The organism is Polaromonas sp. P1_F9 (assembly GCF_056405615.1).
Genome location: NZ_JBFUBT010000001.1, coordinates 384,848 through 404,927 on the forward strand (window position 1 = coordinate 384,848; position 20,080 = coordinate 404,927).

At 60.8% G+C, this 20,080-nt stretch carries 16 protein-coding genes; 2 read left to right on the forward strand and 14 right to left on the reverse strand.

Annotated elements, in window-relative coordinates; all coding sequences use genetic code 11:
• Positions 1–4: 4 nt before the first annotated feature.
• The 8 genes from AC1DYR_RS01775 to scpA form a co-directional block, all read right to left on the reverse strand.
• The gene (locus tag AC1DYR_RS01775; RefSeq protein ID WP_477703573.1) at positions 5–475 is read right to left on the reverse strand and encodes a VOC family protein; all 471 of its coding nucleotides are present in this window, start codon (positions 473–475) and stop codon (positions 5–7) included.
• 167 nt (positions 476–642) lie between these two features.
• Entirely contained in the window at positions 643–2,691 is a 2,049-nt protein-coding gene (locus tag AC1DYR_RS01780) for an acetyl-CoA carboxylase biotin carboxylase subunit (RefSeq protein WP_477703574.1), read from the reverse strand.
• 4 nt (positions 2,692–2,695) lie between these two features.
• Positions 2,696–2,992 (reverse strand): helix-hairpin-helix domain-containing protein, encoded by a 297-nt coding sequence (locus AC1DYR_RS01785; RefSeq protein WP_477703575.1) that lies wholly within the window; start codon positions 2,990–2,992, stop codon positions 2,696–2,698.
• 10 nt (positions 2,993–3,002) lie between these two features.
• Positions 3,003–4,535, reverse strand: a complete 1,533-nt coding sequence (locus AC1DYR_RS01790; protein WP_477703576.1) for an acyl-CoA carboxylase subunit beta — start codon at positions 4,533–4,535, stop codon at positions 3,003–3,005.
• Positions 4,536–4,567: 32 nt separating this feature from the next.
• Complete coding sequence (locus AC1DYR_RS01795; RefSeq protein WP_477703577.1) at positions 4,568–5,440, reverse strand: alpha/beta hydrolase family protein; 873 nt, start codon at positions 5,438–5,440, stop codon at positions 4,568–4,570.
• The gene (gene meaB, locus AC1DYR_RS01800; RefSeq protein ID WP_477703578.1) at positions 5,437–6,468 is read right to left on the reverse strand and encodes a methylmalonyl Co-A mutase-associated GTPase MeaB; all 1,032 of its coding nucleotides are present in this window, start codon (positions 6,466–6,468) and stop codon (positions 5,437–5,439) included. Before meaB ends, AC1DYR_RS01795 begins: the two co-directional genes overlap by 4 nt.
• Positions 6,465–6,932, reverse strand: a complete 468-nt coding sequence (locus AC1DYR_RS01805; protein ID WP_477703579.1) for a GNAT family N-acetyltransferase — start codon at positions 6,930–6,932, stop codon at positions 6,465–6,467. The genes meaB and AC1DYR_RS01805 overlap by 4 nt, the downstream gene beginning before the upstream one ends.
• 7 nt (positions 6,933–6,939) lie before the next feature.
• The gene (scpA, locus tag AC1DYR_RS01810; protein ID WP_477703580.1) at positions 6,940–9,105 is read right to left on the reverse strand and encodes a methylmalonyl-CoA mutase; all 2,166 of its coding nucleotides are present in this window, start codon (positions 9,103–9,105) and stop codon (positions 6,940–6,942) included.
• Positions 9,106–9,314: 209 nt separating this feature from the next.
• On the opposite strand from scpA, the gene AC1DYR_RS01815 reads away from it, so the two are divergent.
• Positions 9,315–9,950 carry a GntR family transcriptional regulator gene (locus AC1DYR_RS01815; protein ID WP_477704115.1) on the forward strand — a complete coding sequence of 212 codons (636 nt, stop codon included), beginning with the start codon at positions 9,315–9,317 and terminating at the stop codon, positions 9,948–9,950.
• A 33-nt stretch (positions 9,951–9,983) separates the two neighbouring features.
• On the opposite strand, the gene AC1DYR_RS01820 is transcribed toward AC1DYR_RS01815, so the two are convergent.
• From AC1DYR_RS01820 to AC1DYR_RS01845, 6 genes are all read right to left on the reverse strand, one after another.
• Positions 9,984–11,543 (reverse strand): SpoVR family protein, encoded by a 1,560-nt coding sequence (locus AC1DYR_RS01820; protein ID WP_477703581.1) that lies wholly within the window; start codon positions 11,541–11,543, stop codon positions 9,984–9,986.
• Complete coding sequence (locus AC1DYR_RS01825; protein ID WP_477704116.1) at positions 11,540–12,814, reverse strand: YeaH/YhbH family protein; 1,275 nt, start codon at positions 12,812–12,814, stop codon at positions 11,540–11,542. The genes AC1DYR_RS01820 and AC1DYR_RS01825 overlap by 4 nt, the downstream gene beginning before the upstream one ends.
• A 58-nt stretch (positions 12,815–12,872) precedes the next feature.
• Positions 12,873–14,795, reverse strand: a complete 1,923-nt coding sequence (locus AC1DYR_RS01830) for a PrkA family serine protein kinase (RefSeq protein WP_477703582.1) — start codon at positions 14,793–14,795, stop codon at positions 12,873–12,875.
• Between the two features lie 453 nt (positions 14,796–15,248).
• On the reverse strand, positions 15,249–16,196 hold the full coding sequence (locus tag AC1DYR_RS01835; protein WP_477703583.1) for a DMT family transporter: 948 nt from the start codon (positions 16,194–16,196) through the stop codon (positions 15,249–15,251).
• Positions 16,189–17,274, reverse strand: a complete 1,086-nt coding sequence (dusA, locus tag AC1DYR_RS01840; protein WP_477703584.1) for a tRNA dihydrouridine(20/20a) synthase DusA — start codon at positions 17,272–17,274, stop codon at positions 16,189–16,191. The genes AC1DYR_RS01835 and dusA overlap by 8 nt, the downstream gene beginning before the upstream one ends.
• A 72-nt stretch (positions 17,275–17,346) precedes the next feature.
• Complete coding sequence (locus tag AC1DYR_RS01845; protein WP_477703585.1) at positions 17,347–17,832, reverse strand: hemerythrin domain-containing protein; 486 nt, start codon at positions 17,830–17,832, stop codon at positions 17,347–17,349.
• Positions 17,833–18,119: 287 nt separating this feature from the next.
• On the opposite strand from AC1DYR_RS01845, the gene AC1DYR_RS01850 reads away from it, so the two are divergent.
• Positions 18,120–19,922: a M14 family metallopeptidase gene (locus AC1DYR_RS01850; RefSeq protein ID WP_477703586.1), complete on the forward strand. Its 1,803-nt coding sequence runs from the start codon at positions 18,120–18,122 to the stop codon at positions 19,920–19,922.
• Positions 19,923–20,080: the final 158 nt, after the last annotated feature.

Here is a 20,080-nt window from a genome sequence, read left to right on the forward strand (position 1 = left end):
CAGCTCAGCCCAAGGCGGCAAACGCCTTGATCACTTCGGGCGGCGCCTGGACCATTTCAATCAGCACGCCTTCACCCGAAACAGGAAACTCGTCGTTAGCCTTGGGGTGCAGGAAACAGATGTCAAAACCCGCGGCGCCCTTGCGAATGCCGCCGGGTGCAAAGCGCACACCCTTGGCTGTCAGCCACTCCACAGCCTTGGGCAGGTCGTCAATCCACAGGCCCACATGGTTGAGCGGCGTGGTGTGCACCGCAGGTTTCTTGTCCACATCCAGCGGCTGCATCAAATCGACCTCGACCTTGAACGGGCCGCTGCCGATGGCGCAGATGTCTTCATCAACGTTCTCGCGTTCGCTCACAAAATTGCCAGTGACCTCCAGGCCCAGCATATCGACCCACAAAGTGCGCAGCCGGTCTTTGCTGGCGGCGCCAATGGCGATCTGCTGGATGCCCAGCACTTTGAAGGGACGTGTCATTTATTTTTCCTCAACAAGCAATTGCTGTCATCGGGCAACCCAAGATGACAAGGCGGTCGGGTCTTCTCCAAGCAGGGGCCGCGGAACCGGCTTTGCCGGGCCGCAGGCGCAGCGGCCCCCTCGGGGGGCAGGAAGCTACGCGAAGCGAGCGACCGTGGGGGCCACATTCAGACAAACTCCACTATCGGCTGGTCCACGCTCAGCGATTCGCCCTTGGTCGCCAGCACCTTGCCGACCACGCCATCAGCCACCGCAAACAGCACGTTCTCCATCTTCATCGCTTCAATCACGGCCACGCGCTCGCCAGCCTGCACTTTCTGGCCCACCTGCACGGCAACATCCACCAGCAAGCCCGGCATGGGCGACAGCACATAGCGGCTCATGTCCGGCGGCGCCTTGTAGGGCATGAGCGCATGCAGCTGCGCCGCGCGCGGCGACAGTACCAAGGCATCAAGCCGTGTGCCGTTGTGCGCAATGCGAATAGCCAGCGGGTTGCGCCCGACACCGCGCTCGACCTGCGCAGCGAACGGCTGGCCGTTCACGGTGCCCCGAATGCGTGCACCGCCCAAATGCCAGTTGCTACAGATTTCATAGCTGCTTGCGCCCGTATCTACTGTGCCGGAGCCTGATTGCGCTTGATAATTTCGCACAGTGACAGGGTGTTGCGTGTTCTGTCCCGCAGCGCCCAGGCCGACTACCACGAACTCCTCCCCTACCGTCACGCCATGGCCCGGCAACTGCCCGCTGATGCCGGCGGCACGCCCCAGCATGCGGCGGTTGACGTAAGCGGCCAGCGCCAGCAGGAAGGAAGGATCGTCGTGCGGGACGTCTTCGGCATGAAAGCCTTTGCTGTAGTTCTCGGCAATAAAGCCCGTGTTGAAGTCGCCGGCGACGAATTTCGGATGCGCCAGCAAGGCCGCCTGAAAAGGAATGTTGCTGGAGATGCCGCGAATCACAAAACCATTAAGTGCCTCGCGCATCCTGGCAATCGCCTCCTTGCGGTCCTTGCCGTGCACGATGAGCTTGGCGATCATCGAGTCATAAAACATCGGGATCTCGCCGCCGTCCTGTACGCCAGTGTCGACGCGCACGCCGTACAGCTGCGAGGTGTCGGCCGCGAACATGGTCTCCTTGGGCGGCTGAAAGCGCACCAGCCGGCCTGTAGAAGGCAGGAAGCTGCGGAACGGGTCTTCGGCATTGATGCGGCACTCAATCGCCCAGCCATTGCGCTGCACGTCTTTTTGCGCAATCGGTAATTTCTCACCAGCCGCCACGCGAATCATCAACTCCACCAGGTCCAGCCCGGTGATGCATTCCGTCACCGGGTGCTCCACCTGCAGCCGGGTGTTCATCTCAAGAAAGTAAAAACTCTGGTCCTTGCCGACCACAAACTCCACCGTGCCGGCGCTCTGGTACTTCACCGCCTTGGCCAGCGCCACCGCCTGCTCGCCCATGGCCTTGCGGGTCGCGTCGCTGATGAAAGGCGACGGCGCCTCTTCAATCACCTTCTGGTGACGCCGCTGGATGGAGCATTCGCGCTCATTGAGATAAACCACATTGCCATGGCTATCGCCCAGCAACTGGATTTCAATATGGCGGGGTTCTTCGACAAACTTCTCAATGAACACGCGGTCATCGCCGAAGCTGTTGCGGGCTTCATTGCGGCAAGAGGTAAAGCCTTCAAAGGCCTCTTTGTCGTTGAAAGCCACGCGCAAACCTTTGCCACCGCCACCGGCCGAGGCTTTGATCATGACCGGGTAGCCAATGCCCTTGGCAATCTCCACGGCTTTCTCGGCAGTTTCAATCGCATCGTTCACGCCGGGAATGCAGTTGACCCCCGCCGCGCCGGCCAGCTTCTTCGATTCGATCTTGTCGCCCATGGCGGCAATCGAATAATGCTTGGGCCCTATGAAGATGATGCCCTCTTCCTCGACACGTTTGGAAAATCCCGCGTTTTCACTCAGAAAACCGTAGCCCGGGTGCACCGCCTGCGCACCCGTCTGTTTGCAAGCTGCGATGATCTTGTCGGCCTGCAGATAGCTGTCACGGCTCGGCGCCGGGCCGATGTTGACGGCTTCATCCGCCAGCTCAACATGGCGCGCGTCCTTGTCGGCATCGGAATAAACCGCAACAGTCTTGATGCCCATTTTTTGGGCGGTGAGAATGACGCGGCAAGCGATCTCGCCCCGATTCGCAATCAGTATTTTGGTAAACATCTTTTTACTTCCTGTCCTGTTCGGCGAGCAACGCCTTGCGCTCGGCCGTAAAGTCCCACCACGGCTGTTTCGGTCCACCGTTCATGAATTTTTTCGCTGCCATGAAGGTGTCAAGAACGCATGGGTCGTGACGCCGGCCCATGGGATCACGCAAGGCCTCGTACATCTTCAACGCGTTCATGCGCTTCACATCCGACGGGGTTTTAATGCCGACGGACTGCAGATCCGCCGCCAGCGACTTCCCGATATTCGGTATGTCGGTCAATACCCTCACCTCTGCAGCATGCATTGCCTTGGCCATCACGCGGTCCCTACAGTGGAATGTTCCCGTGCTTGCGCCACGGGTTCTCAATCTTCTTGTCGCGCAGCATCACCAGCGACCGGCAGATGCGCTTGCGCGTCTCATGCGGCAGGATCACGTCGTCGATAAAGCCGCGCGCGCCAGCGACAAAAGGATTGGCAAAGCGGGCCTTGTATTCGGCCTCTTTGGCGGCCAGCTTGGCCGGGTCACCCTTGTCTTCGCGGAAGATGATTTCCACCGCGCCCTTGGCGCCCATCACGGCGATCTCGGCGTTGGGCCATGCGAAGTTAACGTCACCGCGCAAGTGTTTGGAACTCATCACGTCATAGGCGCCGCCATAGGCCTTGCGTGTGATCACGGTGATCTTGGGCACGGTGCATTCGGCATACGCGTAGAGCAGCTTGGCGCCGTGCTTGATGATGCCGCCGTATTCCTGTGACGTGCCGGGCATGAAGCCGGGCACGTCGACAAAGGTAATCACCGGAATGTTGAAGGCATCGCAAAAGCGTACAAAGCGCGCTGCCTTGATGGAGCTCTTGATGTCCAGGCAACCAGCGAGCACCAACGGCTGGTTGGCGACGATGCCGACCGACTGGCCTTCCATGCGGGCAAAGCCGATGATGATGTTCTTCGCGTACTCGGGCTGAATTTCGAAAAAATCACCGTCGTCCACCGTCTTGACGATGAGTTCCTTCATGTCGTACGGCTTGTTCGGGTTCTCGGGGACCAGCGTGTCCAGGCTCAGGTCCATACGGCCAGCCGGGTCGGCGCTGGGGCGCACCGGGGCTTTTTCGCGGTTGTTGAGCGGCAGATAGTTGTAGAGGCGGCGCAGCATCAGCATCGCCTCGACGTCGTTCTCGAATGCCAGGTCGGCCACGCCGCTGCGTGTGGTGTGGGTGGTGGCGCCGCCCAGTTCTTCGGCCGTTACTTCCTCATGTGTCACGGTCTTGACGACTTCGGGCCCCGTCACAAACATGTAGGAGCTGTCCTTGACCATGAAGATGAAGTCGGTCATGGCCGGCGAGTACACCGCGCCGCCGGCGCTGGGCCCCATGATCATGCTGATCTGTGGAATCACGCCACTGGCCATCACGTTGCGCTGGAACACATCGGCATAACCGCCCAATGACGCCACACCTTCCTGAATACGGGCACCGCCCGAGTCATTGAGGCCGATGACCGGCGCGCCGACCTTCATGGCCTGGTCCATCACTTTGCAGATTTTTTCGGCATGAGCTTCGCTCAGGGCGCCGCCGAACACCGTGAAGTCCTGGCTGAAGACAAACACCAGGCGGCCGTTGATCATGCCGTAGCCGGTGACGACGCCATCGCCCGGAATTTTGTTGTCCTGCATGCCGAAGTCGGTGCAGCGGTGCTCGACAAACATGTCCCACTCTTCAAACGTGCCTTCGTCCAGCAGCAGCTCCAGCCGCTCGCGCGCCGTCAGCTTGCCTTTGCCGTGCTGCGCATCGATGCGCTTTTGCCCGCCACCCAGACGGGCTGCGGCACGTTTTTGTTCGAGTTGTTCAAGAATTTCTTGCATGGTGTGTTCCGCAATTTTTGGACGGTGAAAATTTACTTGCTTGAATCAAACAAAAGGTGCGCGGCGGCCTGGCTCATACGGCGTGAGTCATGCCCCACACCCGGCACGGTGACACGCTCCCAGGTCAGGGGGGTGCCCAGCTTCTGCGCTTGCGTCTGGGCCTGCTCGAAGAAGTGCGTGCCGCGCTCAAAGCGGTTCACGCCTTGGGCTGTGGCTTGCCTGGCCTTGGGAAGGTTGGCCTCATCGGTTTTTATGTCAGTTTCACCAAGCAGCACGATCAGCTTGCGGGCAAAAACCTGCCTGAGTTTGTCGGGGCTGACAATGCTTTCGTTAAGCGCGTAAGGAAATTTGTCTTCCATCAGGCCTGGATAGCGGGGCATGGTGTAGCTGCCGGCATTGGCTGCCACGGCAACAGAGACACGCGGCGCCTCGGTCAGCAGCATGAAGCGGTGCACGAACTGCCCGCCCGCCGAGTGGCCGAACAGCAGGTAGTCGCTCGCCGCGAGGCCCTCACCAGCACGGACAAAATCAAAAAGATGCTCGACGATCTGGAAAGACCACTGGGCACGATCACGGCTTTCAATGCCGCCCATGTTGAACAACCTGGAAGAAAACCGCGCCTCGTCAAACTCCGGGGCCAGCACGATGAGTTTATTTTTCTCGGCAAAAGGCATCCAGTTGTCGCGCATGCGCGAACCCTGGCGTTCGGCGCCGTGAATCACCACCATCACCCTGGCATCGGGGCCAGCGCTGCGCGCCTTGTAGTAATGCACAGTGACGGGCTTGTCCGCGAAGTAGCCCTTGTCCGTGAAGACAAAGCTCTGCGGCTCGCCGGCGACCATGCCACCCGCCCAAGCCAGGCAGGCCTGCAAAAGCAGAACGCAGAGGATCACTATCTTCTTCATCGGTCCCGTCCATTGGCGGCAAGCGCCAGCAAACTACGGGCGGCTGTCGAGGCCGCGACTTCGCCGCGCGCCACCTCGGCAATCAGGCCAGGCAGGCGTTCGCGCACTTGCGGGTCCTGGCGAAAGGCTTGCTTGAGGCCGGCATCTATACGCTCCCACATCCAGGACAGCGACTGCTGCTGGCGCCGGGCGGCCAGACGGCCATTGACGGTCTGCAAAGCCTTGAACTGCATCACGGCTTTCCAGAACACGTCCACGCCTTTGTTATGAAGCGCGCTGAGCTGGATGACCCGCGGGTGCCAGTTCTTGTCGAAGTTGGCAGCCTGCGTGCTGTCCATGGCGTTGTTCACCAGGCCGAACAAACGCATCGCCGAGGTGATCTGCGCCTCCGCCCGCATGGCGGCGTCGGCGTCGATATCGGCCTTGTTGATGATGACCAGGTCGGCCAGTTCCATCACGCCTTTTTTGATCGCCTGCAGATCGTCGCCGGCATTGGGTAGTTGCATCAGCACAAACATGTCGCTCATGTTGGCGACGGCGGTTTCGCTCTGGCCCACGCCAACGGTCTCGACAATCACCACGTCGTAACCCGCGGCTTCGCAGACCAGCATGGCCTCGCGCGTCTTCTCGGCAACACCGCCCAGGTTGCCGCTGGAAGGGCTGGGGCGGATGTAGGCGCGCTCATGCACCGAGAGCTTTTCCATGCGGGTCTTGTCGCCCAGGATGGAGCCGCCCGAGACGGAGGAGGAAGGATCGACGGTGAGCACCGCGACGCGGTGGCCTTGCGCGATCAAGTACATGCCCAGCACTTCGATAAAGGTGGACTTGCCCACGCCGGGCACGCCGCTGATGCCAAGGCGCATGGCTTTGCCGGTATGAGGCAGCAAGGCCGTTAACAGCTCGTCGCCCTGCGCCCGGTGGTCGGCTCGGGTGGACTCCAGCAGCGTGATGGCTTTGGCGATGGCGCGGCGCTGGGCCATCGCATCCGCGCCCGTGATGGTCTGGAGAAAATCAGGCGCAGCCGTCACGTTGCAGACTCCGTGACGGGCCACTCATAGTGCAGATCCACACCCTCTTCGCCTTGCAACACAAAGCCGTGACGCAGGTAGAAACGGTTGGCATCACTTTCTTTCAAGGCGGTTAACCGGACGGGCAGGCCGCGCTCGCGCGCCTGGGCCAGCACCTGCCGCAGTACCCATGCGCCTATGCCCCGGCCGCTGGCACTATTGCGCAAATACAGGTGATCAAGCCGCAGGGCCGCTTCGCATTCCGGCTTGAGCGTGAAAAAACCCACACGCTCGCCGTCGAGCAGGATGTGCTGCATGTACTGCGGGAAAAAGCCGGCTGACAAACGTTCTCGCGAACGCGCCAAGTCGAAGCGGCCGACGCGCTCCAGGCTCGGGCGCATGGCATCGATGCGCAAGGCCAGCATCTCCTCGAAGTCGCCGACGATAACCGGCTGCAAGGACAGGCGGGAACTGATGTCCGTCACCGCGCACTCACTTCGCAACAGCGGCGCGAATCTGCTCGAGCACATCCTTGGCGCTGGCCGGGATCGGTGTGCCCGGGCCGTAAATACCCTTGACGCCGGCTTCATAGAGCATCTCGTAGTCCTGCCGCGGAATGACGCCACCGACAAACACGATGATGTCGTCGGCGCCCTGCTTCTTGAGCTCGGCGATGATGGCCGGCACCAGCGTCTTGTGGCCGGCGGCCAGCGTGGAAACACCCACCGCGTGCACGTCATTTTCAATCGCCTGGCGCGCGCACTCTTCGGGCGTCTGGAATAGTGGACCCATGTCCACGTCAAAGCCCAGGTCGGCAAAGGCCGTGGCCACCACCTTGGCGCCGCGGTCGTGGCCGTCCTGGCCGAGTTTGGAAATCATCACGCGCGGGCGGCGGCCCTGCTCTTCGGCAAACGCGTTGATTTCGGTTTTGAGGGTTTCCCAGCCTTCGGCGGAGTCATAAGCGGCAGCGTACACACCGGTCACCTTTTGTGTATCGGCGCGGTGGCGCCCGTAAACTTTTTCTAGGGCATCACTGACCTCACCCACCGTGGCACGCAGGCGCACGGCCTTGATGCTGAGGTCCAGCAGATTGCCATTGTTATTTTCGGCGGCCGCCGTCAGTGCGTCCAGCGCGGCCTGCACCGCCGCATTGTCGCGGCTGGCCTTGATGGCTTTGAGCCTGGTGATCTGGCCCTCGCGCACGGCCACGTTATCGATGTCGCGCGACTCGATGGCGTCTTCGGTCTTGAGTTTGTATTTGTTGACGCCGACGATGACGTCCTTTCCGCTGTCGATGCGCGCCTGCTTTTCAGCCGCGGCCGCTTCGATCTTGAGCTTGGCCCAGCCGCTGTCGACGGCTTTCGTCATGCCGCCCATGGCCTCGACTTCTTCAATGATGGCCCAGGCGGCGTCAGCCATGTCCTGGGTGAGCTTTTCCATCATGTAGCTGCCGGCCCAGGGATCGATCACGTGGGGAATATGGGTTTCTTCCTGGATGATGAGCTGGGTGTTGCGCGCGATGCGGGCACTGAATTCGGTGGGCAGGGCAATCGCTTCGTCAAACGAGTTGGTGTGCAGGCTCTGCGTGCCGCCAAAGACAGCAGCCATCGCCTCGATGGTGGTGCGCACCACGTTGTTGTACGGGTCCTGCTCGGTCAGGCTCCAGCCCGAGGTCTGGCAGTGCGTGCGCAGCATCAGGCTCTTGGGGCTCTTGGCATTGAAGCCCTTCATGATGCGGCACCACAGCAGGCGGGCGGCGCGCATCTTGGCGACTTCAAGGTAGAAATTCATGCCTATGGCCCAGAAGAAGCTCAGGCGCCCGGCGAATTCATCCACGTCCAGGCCCTTCCCCAGCGCAGTTTTCACATACTCTTTTCCGTCGGCCAGCGTGAAGGCCAGCTCCAACGCCTGGTTGGCGCCGGCTTCCTGCATGTGATAGCCCGAGATCGAGATCGAATTGAACTTCGGCATGTTCTGCGCCGTGTACTCAATGATGTCGCCGATGATGCGGATGCTGGGCTGCGGCGGAAAGATGTACGTATTGCGGACCATGAACTCCTTGAGGATGTCGTTCTGGATGGTTCCGCTCAATTTTTCCTGGCTCACGCCCTGCTCTTCGGCCGCGACCACGTAACCCGCCAGCACCGGCAGCACCGCGCCGTTCATGGTCATGGAGACGCTAACCTTGTCCAGAGGGATCTGGTCGAACAGGATCTTCATGTCCTCGACCGAATCAATTGCCACGCCGGCCTTGCCCACGTCACCGGTCACGCGCGGGTGGTCGCTGTCGTAGCCGCGGTGCGTAGCCAGATCAAACGCGACCGACACACCCTGCCCACCAGCCGCCAGCGCCTTGCGATAGAAGGCATTCGACTCCTCGGCGGTAGAGAAGCCTGCATATTGGCGAATCGTCCATGGGCGCACCGCATACATGGTTGCCTGCGGGCCGCGGATGAAGGGCTCGAAACCGGGCAGTGTGTTGGTGTGCGGAAGGTCTTTGGTGTCCTCAGCGGTATAGAGCGGCTTGACGCTGATGCCGTCTGGCGTCTGCCAGTTCAGCGCCCCCACATCGCCGCCTGGCGCTGATTTGGCGGCCGCTTTGGCCCAGGCTTCGAGGCTGGCTGAGGGAAATTCAGGTTCTTTGCTGGGCTTGGACATGGGATGGTTTTACCGTAACAGGGGTCTTCACGCCGATGCTGCAATGAGAGCAGCATAGGCTCGGCATGAGGGGAATTCATGAATTCGGCCAAGTTTACATCATTTATAATTATTGATGCAAAATTCAGTTTTCGAGTAAGATGGCGCTCAATCCTGTCAGGAAGCAGTGCTGCCTGACGTTTTGCCTATCTGAAAAACACCTTATGCCCATGGCCGCCGTGTCCCTCACCCCCCGAGCGCTTTATGAAGAAGTCGCGGAGCTTTTGCGCCAGCGCATCTTCAGCCGCGAGCTGACACCGGGCAGCTGGATTGACGAGCTCAAGCTGGCCGAGGAATACGGCATCAGCCGAACGCCGCTGCGGGAAGCCCTGAAAGTGCTGGCCACCGAGGGCCTGGTCACGATGAAGGTGCGGCGCGGTGCCTATGTGACCGAAGTGTCTGAGCGGGACCTGGCCGACGTGTATCACCTGCTTGCGCTGCTGGAGAGCGACGCGGCCGGTGTGGTGGCCACCCAGGCCACGCCTTCGCAGCTCAAGGAACTGCAGGGCCTGCATAATGAACTGGAGAAAGCCGTCGGCAACCGTGAGCGGTTCTTCGAAATCAATGAAGCCTTTCACATGCGCCTGCTGGAAATCGCCAACAACCGTTGGCGCGACCAGATGGTAGCCGACCTGCGCAAGGTCATGAAGCTCAATCGCCACAACTCGCTGCTCAAAAGTGGCCGCATTGAAGAGTCGCTTGCGGAGCATCGCGCCATCATGCAGGCGCTGTCGTCAGGCGACGCGAATGCCACCGCGCAGCGCATGCGGGAGCACTTCAGGAACGGACTGGAAGCGGCGGCCTGACAACCTGGCCTTCCGGCCGACCCCTGAATGGAATCAGGCCTGCGGCAGCGCCTCCCAGTGCTGCACCACCTTGCCATGCTTGTCCACACTTTCAAGCAGGACGGGAAAACCCCAAAGGCGCGCAACATGCTTGATCACCTCCTGGACATCGTCGGTGAGCGTTCGGTCGTTGTGGCGGCTGTGGCGCAAGGTCAGGGAGCGGGTCCCGCGTACGTCAACGTCCCAGACCTGTATGTTGGGCTCGCGGTAATTCAGGTCATGCTGGCGCGACAGCGCCTCGCGTACATGCCGATAACCCGCGTCGTCATGAATGGCCGCCACTTCAAGCTCGGACTTGCTCGCGTCATCCACCACTGAGAAGAGGCGGAATTCGCGTATCAACCGCGGCGAAAGGTATTGCCCGATGAAACTCTCGTCGCGGAAATGCCGCATCGCGTAGTCCAGCGTCTCCAGCCAATTGGAGCCGGCAACGTCCGGCAACCACTGCCGGTCTTCTTCCGTGGGAGACTCGCAAATGCGCTTGAGGTCGCTGAACATGGCAAACCCCAGTGCGTAGGGGTTGACGCCGTTGTAGCCCGGATGTGTCACCGGCGGCTGGTAAATGACATTGGTGTGGGATCGCAGGCATTCGATCATGAAGCCGTCGGTCAGCAAGCCCTCGTCGTACAGGGAATTGAGTAGCGTGTAATGCCAGAAGGTGGCCCAGCCTTCATTCATGATCTGCGTCTGGCGCTGTGGGTAAAAATACTGGCCGATCTTGCGCACGATGCGGATCACCTCGCGCTGCCATGGCTCCAGCAGGGGCGCGTTCTTCTCGATGAAATACAGGATGTTTTCCTGCGGCTCTGGCGGAAAACGGCGATGGGTTTTTTCGGCCGGCTTGTCGGCAGGCCTGGGCACCGTGCGCCACAGGTCATTGAGCTGCTGCTGCAGATAAGCCTCGCGGTCCTTGCGGCGGGCTTCTTCCTCCGCCAGCGACAGCTTCTGCGAGCGCTGGTAACGGTCCACGCCGTGGCTCATCAGGGCGTGGCACGAATCCAGCAGTTGCTCGACCGCCTCCCAGCCGTGGCGCTCTTCGCACTCGGCAATGTAGGCCCGCGCGTACACCAGGTAATCGACGATGGCGCCGGCGTCAGTCCACATCTGGAACAGGTAGTTGCCCTTGAAGAAGGAGTTGTGGCCGTAGCAGGCATGCGCCATCACCAGCGCCTGCATGGGCATGGTATTTTCTTCCATCAGGTAGGCGATGCAGGGGTTGGAATTGATCACGACTTCGTAAGCCAGCCCCATCTGGCCGCGTCGGTAATTTTTTTCCGTCGAGATGAACTGCTTGCCGAAGGACCAGTGCCGGTAGTTCACCGGCATGCCCACCGAGGCATAGGCATCAATCATCTGCTCGGCCGTGATGACCTCGAGTTGCACCGGGTAGGTGTCCAGGCCGAAGGACTTTGCCTTTCGCGCAATCTCGCCGTGGTAGAGCTCGATCAACTCGAAGGACCAGTCGGACGGGCTGGGCAGGCAGGCATGCCGGCGCCCGGTGCCGGACAAGCCAGGCGCCGCCACTTCTGCAGGCTTTTTTGCGGTCTTTGTCATGGCTTGGCGCCTTTTTTGAACAACTCCCTGAACACCGGGAAAATTTCGTCCGCGGCTCCTACCTTGCGCATCGCGAAATTCCGGTTATCCTCTTGCACCTGGGTGTACTCGTCCCAGAGGTTCTGGTCCTCTTCACCGACCTGGACATAGGCGAAATACCGCGACACCGGCAACAGCTTGCCGACCAGCAACTCGCGGCAGCGTGCCGAATCCTGGTGCCAGTTATCGCCGTCCGAAGCCTGGGCGCCATAGATGTTCCAGTCACCCGGTGGGTAACGCTCCTGGATGATCTGGTGCATCAAGGCCAGGGCGCTGGACACCACGGTGCCGCCGGTTTCGGTGGACTGGAAGAACTCCTCTTCGGACACCTCGGTGGCCTGGGTGTGATGGCGGATGAAGATGACGTCGGTCTTTTCGTAATGCTTCCTGAGGAACAGGTACAGCAGGATAAAAAAACGTTTGGCGATGTCCTTGCGCGTTTCGTCCATGGAGCCCGATACATCCATCAGACAAAACATGACCGCCTTGGCACTGGGCTGCGGCACCCTGACCCGGTTGCGGTAACGCAGATCGAAGGGATCGAAAAACGGGATGGTCTTGAGGCGCCGGCGAAGCGCGTCGACTTGTGTCCTCAAGGAAAAAATCTCGTCAGGCAGATCCGGCGCGTCGCGCAGGGCCAGCGCCAGCTGCGCCTCCAGCTCATGCACCTGCCGCCGCGTCTCCCCGCCTATGGCGATGCGCCGGCTGAGCGCGACCCGCAGCGAACGCACCACGTGCAGGTTGGTTGGCGTTCCATCCGAGATGAAGCCGGCACGGCGGGATTTCCATTCCGGCGCATCGGGCAACAGCTGCGTACGTATGAGATCGGGGAGCGCAAGGTCGTCAAAGAAGTACTGCATGAACTCTTCGCGCGTGATGCGAAAGACAAAATCGTCTTCCCCTTCGCCGTCGGGACTGGCCTCACCGCCCGACCCGCCGCCGCTGCCGCCCTGCGGCCGCGCGATGCGGTCGCCGCGTACGTATTCGCGGTTACCGGGGTGCACAGTCTCGCGCGTGCCGCCGGTATGACCAAACACCGGCTGGTAAACATCGCGCCGCGGCAATGTGACGTCTTCGCCCTGCTCGATGTCATGGATGCTGCGGCCCGCGACAGCACGGCGTACGGCGTCGCGTATCTGCCCGCGGAATCGGCGCAGGAAGCGCTCACGGTTGCCGATGGACTTGTTCTTTCCCGCCAACCGCCTGTCAATGACTTGCTGGAGCACGTTGATCTCCGGTCACATACACATGACTACACCTGACACAGGACGCGCCACCGCGGCGCGGGCCTCAGGAACTCTTGCGTACCCGCAGGTACCAGTCGCACAACAACCGGACCTGGCGCGTGGTATATCCCTTGGCGACCATGCGGTTGACGAAGTCTTCGTGTTTTTGCTGCTCGTCCGCGCTGGCCTTGGCATTGAACGAAATCACCGGCAACAGGTCTTCGGTGTTCGAGAACATCTTTTTCTCAATAACGGTACGGAGCTTTTCGTAGCTGGTCCAGACCGGATTCTTGCCCGCGTTGTTGGCGCGTGCGCGCAACACGAAGTTGACAATCTCGTTGCGGAAATCTTTCGGGTTGCTGATGCCGGCGGGCTTTTCGATTTTCTCAAGCTCGGCATTGAGCGCCGAGCGGTCGAAGATTTCCCCAGTATCTGTATCACGGTATTCCTGGTCCTGGATCCAGAAGTCGGCGTAGGTCACGTAACGGTCGAAAATGTTCTGCCCGTATTCCGAATAAGATTCCAGATAGGCCGTCTGGATTTCCTTGCCGATGAACTCGGCATAACGCATGGCCAGAATTTCCTTGATATAGGCCAGGTACTTCTGCTCGGTTTCAGGCGGGAACTGCTCGCGCTCGATCTGCTGCTCCAGCACATACATCAGGTGCACAGGGTTGGCCGCGATTTCGGTTGAGTCGAAGTTGAACACCTTGGACAAAATCTTGAAGGCAAAGCGCGTCGAGATTCCGTTCATTCCCTCATCGACACCCGCATAGTCGCGGTATTCCTGGTAGCTCTTGGCTTTCGGGTCGGTGTCCTTGAGGTTTTCGCCGTCATAGACCTGCAGCTTGCTGAAGATGCTGGAGCTCTCGGGCTCCTTCAGGCGCGTCAACACGGCAAACTGCGCCATCATCTTCAAGGTGCCGGGCGCGCAGATGGCGTTGTGCAGCGAGGAGTTGTGAATCAGTTTTTCATAAATCTTCACTTCTTCCGAGACGCGCAGGCAATACGGAATCTTGACGATGTAAATCCGGTCCAGGAAAGCCTCGTTGTTCCTGTTGTTCTTGAACGCCTTCCACTCACTTTCGTTGGAGTGCGCCATCACGATGCCGTCGAAGGGAATGGCGCCAAAGCCCTCCGTACCTTTGAAGTTGCCCTCCTGCGTGGCGGTCAGCAGGGGATGCAGCACTTTGATGGGCGCCTTGAACATTTCGACAAACTCAAGCAGGCCCTGGTTGGACAGGCACAGGCCGCCGGAATAGCTGTAGGCGTCCGGATCGTCCTGAGCATATGTCTCCAGCTTGCGGATGTCGATCTTGCCGACCAGCGAAGAGATGTCCTGGTTGTTCTCGTCGCCAGGCTCTGTTTTGGAAATGGCGCACTGCTTCAGTATGGAAGGAAAGCGCTTGACTACACGGAACCGGCGAATATCACCACCGTACTCCTCGAGGCGCTTGACCGCCCACGGCGACATGACCCGCTGCAGGTAACGCGGTGCAATGCCGTACTGGGACTCGAGCAACGGAAGGTCCTCCGCATTATTGAACAGGCTGAGAGGAGACTCATTAACAGGCGAGCCCTTCAAGGCGTAAAAAGGTACCTGCTCCATCAGCTGTTTGAGCCTCTCGGCGATTGACGACTTGCCGCCGCCCACAGGGCCCAGCAAATAAAGGATTTGTTTTTTCTCTTCCAGGCCCTGCGCAGCATGGCGGAAGTAAGAGACCACCTGCTCGATGGGATCCTCCAGGCCGTAGAAGTCGCGGAACGCCGGGTAGATCTTGATGACCTTGTTGCCGAACAGGCGCGACAGGCGCTGTTCATGCCGGGTGTCCAGCAGCTCGGGCTCGCCAATGGCGGCGAGCATCCGCTCAGCCGCGGTGGCGTAGACGAGAGGACTGCGCTTGCAGGCGTCGAGGTAGTCCTCGATGGACAACTCCTCTTCTCGCGTCTGTTCATAACGCGTCAGAAAATTACGGACGACATCCATAAAGCCTCCTTTGCGCGCGGGAACCGAAGCACCCCGACTCGTGATGGAAATCTGCTTCAGATTCCGCGCAATGCATCGACTGTTATCTCACACCATGCGATTGATAGATCGCAGCATCAACGAAAAGTTCCAAGGAACAATCGTCTCCATTATTTTCCAAATGCGCGAATAGGTACAGCGTATTTTTTAACGAATGCGGACGATATGTATGCGTGTGTTCGCCATGCCGGCACCATCGCACGTCTGTCTTCATGGTCGTTGAGTTTGCTATTTTTTTAATAGCTAAGTGCGCAGGCGATCAGGCTGCATTGAAGGTTTTTTTGAAGAATGCAAAATCGCTGGCCGCGATTCATTTCAAAGCCGGAGCGCATTCAACAGACAAAATTCAGACACACGCGTTGCATGGACAAACAGCAGACCGCAAGCTGAAGTCACCAATGCGTGTCAGGAATTTCAAGTGCCTTCTGTCAGTATCGGCCCTGAATGTTTTTTAGTCAGCCCCTTGTCGGCGCCCGTTACAAAAAATACGCCGGGCAGTATCAATGCGGCACCTACCGCGTGGTGCCAGCCCAACGCTTCGCCCAGCACGCTCCATGCAGCCAGCGCCGCATAGAGAGGCCCCAGGTACAGCGACACGGCCACACGGCTGGCGCCCAGGATTTTTTGCGCCCAGCCGTAAATCCAGTAGGCACCCAGTCCCGGCACGATCGCGGCCACCACAATCAACAGCAGGCCGTAGCTGTTTAGCGGCAAGGCGTCGGCTCGTGACATTTCCCACGCCGTCAAGGGGAACAGCACCAGCGTGCCACCTATGCAGATGGTGGCCAGGCGGGCGGTGGCGCCAAGCGGGCTGGGCCACTGCTTCTGCAGCAAAGCATAAGCCGCCCAGGACACCGTGGCTGCCACGATCCACAGGTCTCCCGCCGAGAACTGCACGCCAGCCAGCGCGGTCCATTGGCCTTTGACCACGACGTGCACCACACCGGCAATGGCAAGCACCACACCCAAGCCCTGGCGCAGGCTCAGGCGCTCACCGAGCCAGATCACTGCACCCAGACCTATCAGCACCGGCGACGCCGCATAAATGAGCGCGATATTCATCGCACCGGTGGAACGTGCCCCCTGGTAAACCCAGGCGCCACAAATCACCATGCCCAGGGTACCCAGCACCAGGTACTGCCACCACACTTTGCCGATGTGGCCACGCTGGCGCCACAGCTCGGACCGGGTGAGCAACAGCAGAAACAACGCCGCAAGGCCCCAACGCCCGAAAGCCAGCAGATAGGGGCCTATCACGCCCGGCGCCTTACGCGCCACGATGTAGTTAACCGTCCAGAGGGCCGGCACCAGCCAGAGCAGGGCCAGCGCCTGGCGCGCCTGTTTTTGCGCGGAATCAGGCATCGGCCATGGCGGTGGTGTCGGCTAGCGCCGATGGCGATAAAGCCGGCATTTCGTGTGCCAGCGCCATCACGGCATGCGGTGGCAGGTCGCGCAGGCGGTGGTCGCTCCAGACCTGACGCCAGCGCCGCGCGCCGGGCAGGCCATTGCGCAGGCCCAGCATGTGGCGCGCGATGGCGCTCCTGGGCGTGCCATGCTCGGCCGCCTCACGCACCATGTAGTCGCACATCTGCGACTCCACAGTTTCACGGGTCGACAGGGATTCGGCGCCGCCGAAGAAGGCGCTGTCCCAGGAAGCCAGCCACCAGGGGTTGTGGTAGGCCTCGCGGCCAATCATCACGCCGTCAAGCGCGGCTAAATGCCCAGCTACTTCTTCCTGCGTGTTGATGCCGCCGTTGATGCAGATGACCAGGCCCGGGAATTCCTTCTTGAGGCGGTGCACCAACTCATAACGCAGAGGTGGCACCTCGCGGTTTTCCTTGGGGGAAAGGCCCTTGAGCCAGGCATTGCGAGCATGCACGATAAAGATCTTGCAACCGGCCTCGCTCACCGTGCCCACAAAGTCGCGCACGAATTCATAGCTTTCAGCCTTGTCGATGCCGATGCGGTGCTTCACCGTGACCGGCACATCGACCACGTCAACCATGGCTTTCACGCAATCGGCCACCAGCTGCGGCTCGGCCATCAGGCAGGCGCCGAAAGCTCCACGTTGCACGCGCTCACTGGGACACCCACAGTTGAGGTTGATTTCGTCATAGCCCCATTGCTCGCCGAGCTGCGCGCAGCGAGCCAGGTCTGCCGGCTCGCTGCCGCCCAGCTGTAGCGCCACGGGATGCTCTTCGGCGTTGAAGCGCAAGTGGCGCTCCACGTCACCGTGAATCAATGCACCCGTGGTCACCATTTCGGTGTAGAGCAAGGCGTGGCGCGACAGCAACCGGTGAAAGTGGCGGCAATGCCGGTCGGTCCAGTCCATCATCGGCGCCACGCTCAGCCGCCAGGGATGGCCCGACAATGCGGCAGAGGCGCCGGATGCAGGCGCAGCGGGAAATGGAAATGGGGCTGACGGAAATGGGGCTGACATAGCCCCATTTTCCCAGAAAGGAGGCATCCGCAGCGGCGCAGGGCTTTGGCGGAGAAGTCCGCTAGAAACCCGTCATACCTCGGCGGTCTTGAATTCGTCCATCAGTTCCATTTTTCGCTGGCTTAGCTCGTCGGCCAATGCAACCAGGTCCAGTTTGGACTTGCGGGCCTTGACGAACATCTCCTCGCGTTCTTCCTTGACGTGGTGGTCGATGTATTCGCCCAGTACCGTCACGCGGGCGTCATACAGGTCGTCCTCCGGGTCCATTCCCGATATCTGCGCGATCAGGTCTTTGGCCGTACCGTGCTCCACTTCTGCCTCGTCGAGCACCGCGTCGTCATTGATGGCCGCGCGCACCTGTGGATAGAAGATTTCTTCTTCAATTTGCGCGTGCACCGTCAGCTCCTGACAGATCTTGTCGGCTACTTCGCGCTTCTCCTCGCCGGACGCATGGCTGTCGCATAGCTTCCTGAATGTGGTGAAAAGCTTTTTAACGGCAATATGGTCGGCATCCAGCAGATCTACGGCATCGTGCTTTTTCGGAGGTGCTTTGCTCATGGGGATCCTCTTTGGGGTTAATGGTCAGTCTGTTTGTGGGTTGAAATTCAATGCGGCCAGCAAAGCCAACCGCCAAGCCAATTTAGGCCGACGCCCGTGCGCGATTTGTGGGAAACCCGGGAGCGCTTGTGTAGGAATACAGGAACCCGGCGGAGTGGAAAAAAAACGTGGCGGCCATGCTGCAGAGGCCCGGGATTTCGCCCAAACCGGCGTCCCGCATCCTGGCAAGCGGGTAATATGGACGGTCACACCACCCGAACAGCCCAGGCCTTGAAGTGCAGGGAAAAATGACGACGACCATGCCGCACAACTCCACTCCACACCATCGAATTTCGCCCTCGTCCCGCATGCTTCCGCTTGCCGCGCTGCTTCCGCTGGCATTGCTGGCCGCCTGCACTTCGGTACCGCTTCCGCCATGGACGCCGCCCTCTACACAGACTTCTGCGCCCTCACCTGCCCCAGCGCCCGCCGCGCAACGTCCTGCACCTGCGACCGCCACTGTCCAGACCCCGCCCGTCGTGCCTCCGGCAGCAACCGTCGGCCAACCCGCACCTTATAGCGACGCGGTTGCCGCACGCTTTCCAGCGCCCTCCGTTGTTTACAACACGCCTGGACTGCAAGCCGGCCGCACCACGTTCACCACGCAGGCCGAAATCCAGACATGGCTGCGCGAGCAGGCCGCCGCCGCTTCCCGCACGCCAGGGGTCAGGGCCGCGGTGCTGCCCATAGGCCGGTCACAGCGCGGTGAAACACTTGAAGCACTGATCCTGACCCGCGCCGGCGGCACGGACCCCACAGTCCTGCAGTCAGCAGGCAAACCCACGGTGCTGCTGGTAGGCCAGCAGCACGGCGACGAGCCTGCCGGCAGCGAAGCGCTGCTGGTCATCGCCCGGGAGCTTGCACAGGGCTTGCTGCAGCCCGCGCTGGACCGCATCAATGTGGTGATTGTTCCGCGCGCCAATCCTGATGGTGCAGCGAATGAGCAACGTGCGACCACAGGCGGGCTGGACATGAACCGCGACCACATGCTGCTCAACACGCCGGAAGCCCAGGCACTTGCCAGGCTCGCCCGCGATTACCACCCCACCGTGGTGGTCGACGCCCATGAGTACACGGTCGTGGGCCGCTTCCTGCAGAAGTTCGGCAGCGTGCAGAAATTCGACGCGCTGTTCCAGTACGCCACCACCGCCAACCTGCCCGAATTTTTGACCAAGGCCGCGGAAGAGTGGTACCGGCGCCCTCTGCTTGCTGCCCTCAAGGGCCAAAACCTCACCACGGAGTGGTACTACACCACCTCAAGCGACCTGGCCGACAAAAAAATCTCGATGGGAGGCACCCAACCCGACACCGGCCGAAATGTTTACGGACTGAAAAACGCCATCAGCTTGCTGATCGAAACACGCGGCGTCGGCATCGGCCGCCTGCATATCCAGCGGCGCGTCCACACCCACGTGACAGCCATCACCAGTGCGCTGGCGAGCACCGCCCAGCGCGCGAACGAGCTGCAACAGCTGCGGCCCTACCTCGACAAGGAAGTCGGCGCCAAAGCCTGCAAGGAGGAAGCAGTCGTGGAGGCAGCGCCTACTTCCGCACAGTACGACCTGCTCATGCTCGACCCCGTGACAGGGGCCGACAAGACAGTGTCCGTGGACTGGGATTCTGCCCTTGCGTTGCGCAGCCTTAAAGCCCGCGCACGCCCCTGCGGCTATTGGCTGTCGGCAGCCTCCACCGTGGCCGTCGACCGGCTGCGGTTGCACGGCGTCCAGGTGCAGCGCGTTGCCGAACAGGGCTCCATGCTCGGCGACAGCTATCGGGAAACGTCCAGCACCTCGGGTGAACGCCAGGACGTGCGCGGCACCATCGCCGACGGCAAAGCCGTTCTCAAGGTCCAGGTCAGCCTGACACGCGGCGTGGTGGACGTGCCTCGCGGCAGCTACTACGTGCCGATCAATCAACCGCTTGGCAATCTGGTGTTTGCTGCACTGGAGCCCGACACCCAGAGCAGCTACTTCGCCAACCAGCTCCTGCAGGGCCTGCAAAGCACCGTGCGTGTGATGGCTGAACCGACCATCAAGCTAGAGGACTTGTAGCCCCACGGTCGCTCACTTCGTGTAGCTCCCGAGGCCTTGCAGGCCGCGGCTCGCGAGACGCTTCGCCTCTGTCGCCCGTCCAAGCCTGCTCAAGCAGGCTTGGAGCCGCGGGCTCCAGCCCCTCCGGGGCCGCTGCGCCTGCGGCCCGGCAAAGCCGG

Coding starts and splice junctions, on each gene's coding strand:
- AC1DYR_RS01785 (WP_477703575.1), bottom strand. CDS start 2,992: ATGGCCAAGGCAATGCATGCTGCAGAGGTGAGGGTATTGACCGACATA.
- AC1DYR_RS01820 (WP_477703581.1), bottom strand. CDS start 11,543: ATGACAAAGACCGCAAAAAAGCCTGCAGAAGTGGCGGCGCCTGGCTTG.
- AC1DYR_RS01790 (WP_477703576.1), bottom strand. CDS start 4,535: ATGCAAGAAATTCTTGAACAACTCGAACAAAAACGTGCCGCAGCCCGT.
- AC1DYR_RS01815 (WP_477704115.1), top strand. CDS start 9,315: ATGGCCGCCGTGTCCCTCACCCCCCGAGCGCTTTATGAAGAAGTCGCG.
- AC1DYR_RS01835 (WP_477703583.1), bottom strand. CDS start 16,196: ATGCCTGATTCCGCGCAAAAACAGGCGCGCCAGGCGCTGGCCCTGCTC.
- AC1DYR_RS01780 (WP_477703574.1), bottom strand. CDS start 2,691: ATGTTTACCAAAATACTGATTGCGAATCGGGGCGAGATCGCTTGCCGC.
- AC1DYR_RS01795 (WP_477703577.1), bottom strand. CDS start 5,440: ATGAAGAAGATAGTGATCCTCTGCGTTCTGCTTTTGCAGGCCTGCCTG.
- AC1DYR_RS01845 (WP_477703585.1), bottom strand. CDS start 17,832: ATGAGCAAAGCACCTCCGAAAAAGCACGATGCCGTAGATCTGCTGGAT.
- scpA (WP_477703580.1), bottom strand. CDS start 9,105: ATGTCCAAGCCCAGCAAAGAACCTGAATTTCCCTCAGCCAGCCTCGAA.
- dusA (WP_477703584.1), bottom strand. CDS start 17,274: ATGTCAGCCCCATTTCCGTCAGCCCCATTTCCATTTCCCGCTGCGCCT.
- AC1DYR_RS01775 (WP_477703573.1), bottom strand. CDS start 475: ATGACACGTCCCTTCAAAGTGCTGGGCATCCAGCAGATCGCCATTGGC.
- AC1DYR_RS01830 (WP_477703582.1), bottom strand. CDS start 14,795: ATGGATGTCGTCCGTAATTTTCTGACGCGTTATGAACAGACGCGAGAA.
- AC1DYR_RS01850 (WP_477703586.1), top strand. CDS start 18,120: ATGACGACGACCATGCCGCACAACTCCACTCCACACCATCGAATTTCG.